Annotated in this window: 7 protein-coding genes; all 7 read left to right on the forward strand. The window is 29.5% G+C overall.

What is annotated here, in order from left to right:
* Positions 1–788, forward strand: a 788-nt coding sequence (locus K1X16_RS17590; RefSeq protein ID WP_225037382.1) for a Fic family protein, incomplete at its 5' end; no start/stop codon positions are given.
* Positions 789–959: 171 nt separating this feature from the next.
* Complete coding sequence (locus K1X16_RS17595) at positions 960–1,493, forward strand: hypothetical protein (protein ID WP_225037383.1); 534 nt, start codon at positions 960–962, stop codon at positions 1,491–1,493.
* Positions 1,494–1,637: 144 nt separating this feature from the next.
* A complete protein-coding gene (locus tag K1X16_RS17600) occupies positions 1,638–2,165 on the forward strand; it encodes a DUF6933 domain-containing protein (protein ID WP_225037384.1) in 528 nt (175 codons plus the stop codon).
* Between the two features lie 161 nt (positions 2,166–2,326).
* The gene (locus tag K1X16_RS17605) at positions 2,327–2,530 is read left to right on the forward strand and encodes a hypothetical protein (protein ID WP_225037385.1); all 204 of its coding nucleotides are present in this window, start codon (positions 2,327–2,329) and stop codon (positions 2,528–2,530) included.
* On the forward strand, positions 2,527–3,192 hold the full coding sequence (locus K1X16_RS17610; RefSeq protein ID WP_225037386.1) for a hypothetical protein: 666 nt from the start codon (positions 2,527–2,529) through the stop codon (positions 3,190–3,192). Before K1X16_RS17605 ends, K1X16_RS17610 begins: the two co-directional genes overlap by 4 nt.
* A gap of 242 nt (positions 3,193–3,434) precedes the next feature.
* Positions 3,435–3,959, forward strand: coding sequence for a hypothetical protein (locus tag K1X16_RS17615; RefSeq protein WP_225037387.1), 525 nt, complete (start codon positions 3,435–3,437; stop codon positions 3,957–3,959).
* A gap of 145 nt (positions 3,960–4,104) precedes the next feature.
* The gene (locus tag K1X16_RS17620; RefSeq protein WP_225037388.1) at positions 4,105–4,812 is read left to right on the forward strand and encodes a hypothetical protein; all 708 of its coding nucleotides are present in this window, start codon (positions 4,105–4,107) and stop codon (positions 4,810–4,812) included.
* The last annotated feature ends 93 nt before the right edge of the window (positions 4,813–4,905 follow it).

The following is a 4,905-nucleotide window of genomic DNA, read 5'->3' on the forward strand; positions in this document are numbered from 1 at the left end:
CACTTACAGAAGAACAAATAACAGCACTTCTTGAAAACAAAAGAGTTATTGGTCCTAAAAAAGATGTTCTTGAAGTTTTAAATGCAATCAAAATCTATGAAAATTTAGAAGATTACAATCCTTCAAATGAAAAATCCTTTTTGAAAGCACATCAAAACTTAATGGCAGGTTTAATAGAAAACTCTGGAAAATATAGAAATCAAAGTGTCGGAATTGTAAAAGGTTCAAAAGTTGAGCATTTAGCACCACCTTTTGGAAATGTGCCATACTTAATGAAAGACCTTTTTGAATATTTGAAAAAGTCTGATGAAATTGAATTAATTAAAAGTTGTGTTTTCCATTACGAAATGGAATTTATACATCCTTTTTTGGATGGAAATGGAAGAATGGGAAGATTATGGCAAACTTTAATTTTAATGGAAAAATATCCAATCTTTGAGTTTTTACCTTTTGAAACTTTAATTAGTAAAGACCAGGAAAAATATTACAAGTCTTTAGCTGAAAGTGATAAATCCGGAAAGTCAACTAAGTTTATTGAATATATGCTAAACGTTATTGACATTTCAATAAGTGAACTATTAGATTTTAATAATCGAACGTTAAATGAAAATGATAGATTAGAATATTATGTTTCATTAAATAAAACTGAATTTACAAGAAAAGATTATATGGATATTTTTAAAGATATTTCTTCAGCGACTGCAAGTAGAGATTTAAAGAAAGGAGCAGAATTAAATTTATTTGAAAAAATAGGAGAAAAAAATAAGACAATCTATCGTTTAAAATAACTGGGCACAACACCGTATATAATTTATTGCTAGCAACTCGCCTACTTACGAAAGTCCTCGCGGACTTTCTTGGTCGGTAATTATTTACTAAATTAGTTGCTTAAACAACGCAACAAACCATATACAAACACGTTGTGCATAATTTGAAAAACGAACTCTGAATTTAAGAAAATGATTAAGTATTGGAAAATAAATAAAGTAAAAAAATTAAGTGAATTTTTGATTTTAAACAAAGACTCTATATGGATTTCAAAAATTGATGAAAGTGAAATCTCAATTGATAAAGCGATTGAAGAAAAAAAACTATTTGGAAAAACTAAATTTTATAAATTTTCTGATTTTGAAAATATAATGTTTGACGAAGATAATTTTAATTTCATCTTAAATTACCTGACAGATGATGACGGGAAAAAAGAGAAACCAATAAAAATTGATATTAAAAAAGCTGATTATAATGATTTCAAAAATCATCTTTTACCAATTTTCAAAAACTCTAAACTAACCGACTTGTCTTTTTTTGACAAAAATAAACCGATTATATTTTCATTATTAGCCACAATCGGAATTGGAATATTTTTAATAGTAACAATAGGGTTATCACTAAAAACACTCGGGATTTTATTATTAATGACTATTATAGAAATTGTTGTAGTTAAGAGTCTTTTGAAAACACCTAAAAACGGAAAAATATTAAAGATAAATTAAAAAACTATGCACAACACCGTATATAATTTATTGCTAGTTCTAGCTTACTTACGAAAATCCTCACGGATTTTCTATTAGGTTTGTATTTGCTAAATTAGGTGCAAAAAACACGCAACAAACCATATACAACACGTTAGCTACCATTTGAGAAAAACTAAAATACATACAACTAAAAAGTTAGAAAAGTTAGTCAAGAAACTATTCACAACTGACCAAAAAACTGATTGCGGAATTCTCGGAAAATGGAATGCGACAGTATTTTATGTGGACAGAAAAAAATGCTGGTTAATCACAAACGGACTGACCAAATATAATGTGATTCTAACTGATATAAAATCCTCGGATTTGAGCAAGATTGAGCAAATTTTTAAAGACGCTCTTTTCGGACAACTAATTTTTGACGGAATAATAACTGACTTTGAAACTCTAAATTTAATTATTGGCGGACTGGATTTTCTGCCAACAGATAACGACCGAAGTACGACTGGATTTCAGAACCAAAGACTTTATGAATTAGATTTTTGGAAAAATGATTTTGAGAAATTAGAAAATATGCCAATAAAAGACTTGACTAATCGAATGAATACAAGTCCTATTCATATTGGAAATGGAAGTAAAATGTCTGATTATACAGATTCGATTGAAGAAATGAAAAAATTATTAACGAAATAAAAACGGTAGCTAACACCGTATAAAAAAAATTGCTAGTTTTAGCTAAACCAAAGTTAGTTGCTCGTTTGCTAGCTTCTGATTTTCCTTCGGAAAATCCTCGCACACAAACACGCAACTTTTCTTATACATCAACGTTGTAAGCAATTTAACACAGTAACCAAATGAAAGAAAAACGAAGTTGGTCTGAGAAACCAATACCAAGTCTAATAATATCCTTAATTGGATTATTATTTATTGTTTTTGCATTAGTAAATCTTTTAGGATTAGTAAAAGACCCAATTGAAAACACATCAAGTCTTATCGGAATAATTTTCGGTTTGATTTTAATGTATCCTATTTTTAAGAAAAAACAGAAAAAAAATTGAGCACAAAACTAATAACAATACTGACCTTTTTTATCATTCTATTTTCTTGTAATGAAAATAAAAAACAAACAAAAGAAGAGAAATATTTAAAAGAATCTTACAAAGAGCAAAAAAGTAAAGGAACTATATCTGAATATTCAGAAGATTTTGACTCTTCTACCAATATTTACTCAAACTTTAAATATCTGATTTCGATTGATGCACCTGATAATTGGACAGTCGATTATGGAACAGCAAAACATAGTATCTTTCGGGGAAATGACCCAGAACTTGCTCTGACATTTTCAATAGTTGTAGTAGAACCAAAATCAAAAACTTCTCAAAATGCTTGGGAATTTTATCTTGATAATAAAGCTGAACAGGATGCTGAGTTAAAAAAAGTGGTTCAAACTCAATTTAACTCGAAAATTCAAAATTACAACGTAAAAAGAGGTTATGTAAGAAATATTGTTTCAACTAATTATTCCTATGACTTTCTAGTACGTAGTGCCGACTTAGAATACATAAATCATGTGATAAGTCACCAAATTTACAGGGACGATTTCATTTACACACTAACAGCACACATGCCTAAAATGGTTTATGACGAACAGCCCGAATATTTTGAAAGAATATTTAATTCGGTAACATTTTTACCTAATTCCGAAAAAATAAATGAATAAAAACTGCTTACAACACCGTATATAATTTATTGCTAGTTCTAGCCTACTTACGAAAATCCTCGCGGATTTTCTATTCGGTTTATATTTGCTAAATTACATGCTAAACCACGCAACAAACCATATACAAAAACGTTACCTGCAATTATGAAAAAACGCCTGTAACTAAACGAAAACGGCAGTTCGCTCATTTAAGGTTTTTGAATAATTGTACAAAGAGTAAATTTGGGAACAAATAAAAACGAATGAAAAAATTTAGTTTAATAATATCAATTTTACTTCTGAATTTCAACTTGGGTTTTTCTCAAACCGAATCTGAAATTGACTCTTTACTAAATATGATTGCGGAAACGGAAAACTCAAAAGAAATAATAAAAACCATTCAAGCCGAAAAAATAAAAGCATTTGGAGAAAATTCTTTGATAACTCTTGCGGAATTTTTTACTGATACAACCTTGACTAAAGTTAAATCGGAATGTTATAATCGGAATTTGACTAAAGGAGAAATTGCAATTATAATAGCTGATAGAATTGAGCCAATGCCATATTTTACAGTTACTCGAATTCAAAATTGTACGCTGACTTTTTGCGAAAATAACCCGAATAGAATTGAATATTATTTTAGTATTAATAATTATCTAAATAACAAAGAATTTAAAGAAAGATACGTGGAATGGTTATTTAGTGAGGACAGATTAAAAAGCGTGAAAGGAAAAGACAGAAAAAAACGAAAGAAAATATTAACTGAATGGAAAAATAACAGCAGGTAACACCGTGTATAATTAATTGCTTTATTGAGCTTACTTGCGAAAATTCCTGCGGAATTTTCACGGGTTCGTCAAAGTTTACTAATTTAGTTGCTTAACCACGCAACTAACCATACACAATCACGTTAGGCACAATATGAACAAAACTTTGAGAAAAATATTATCAATTGGAATTTTGACATTATTTCTGACCCAAATCGGATTTAGTCAATCGATTGAAAATTTTGTCGACTCGACAATCAAAGTTGATAGTCTAAATGTTCCAACTGATTTAAAACAACCATACTTTCCGAAAGAAATTCTTCCCGAAGTTACAACGGAATGGATTATGGAAAACGATACCACTTATTCAATTAAGACAAAAGTTAAAATAGGAACTTATGACGAATTTGTTGCGAATTGGTATTCAGAGCATCTTCACGCAATGAAAGAACCTTTGTTGTTTAATAGGAAAATTGATAAAGAAGTTTATCGCTTTACTTGGTTGAGAACTTTTGACAAACCAATGACTTTTAGATTTGAAAAAAGAAATGAAAAATATATTCTTTATTGGAAAGTGCTAAATGGTGCTGGTGGATATGAACCTGGAGAAATAGAAATTGAACGATTGAAAATACTAACCGAAAAAGAGTGGACTGAATTCACTCAACTTATCGGAAAAGCGGATTTTTGGAATATGGATTTAGGTCGTAGCTCAATTGGAACAGATGGTTCTGAATGGATTATGGAAGGTGTAAATCAGACGAATTATAGAGCTGTAATTGTTTGCTCGCCAAGTCAAGGAAATTTCTTTAATGCTTGCGATTATTTAATTTCTTTATCGAACTTGAAAATATCGGAAAAGAAAAAATATTAAAATACTGTGCCTAACACCGTGTATAATTCATTGCTAGTTATAGCCTACTTACGAAAGTCCTCGCGGACTTTCTATCTGTGATTTATTTGCTAA

This window comes from Winogradskyella sp. SM1960 (assembly GCF_020179375.1).
Lineage (GTDB): Bacteria > Bacteroidota > Bacteroidia > Flavobacteriales > Flavobacteriaceae > Winogradskyella > Winogradskyella marina.

Excerpts from the sequence above, each read along its gene's own strand:
- K1X16_RS17595 (WP_225037383.1), top strand. The coding sequence starts at position 960 with ATGATTAAGTATTGGAAAATAAATAAAGTAAAAAAATTAAGTGAATTT.
- K1X16_RS17605 (WP_225037385.1), top strand. The coding sequence starts at position 2,327 with ATGAAAGAAAAACGAAGTTGGTCTGAGAAACCAATACCAAGTCTAATA.
- K1X16_RS17615 (WP_225037387.1), top strand. The coding sequence starts at position 3,435 with ATGAAAAAATTTAGTTTAATAATATCAATTTTACTTCTGAATTTCAAC.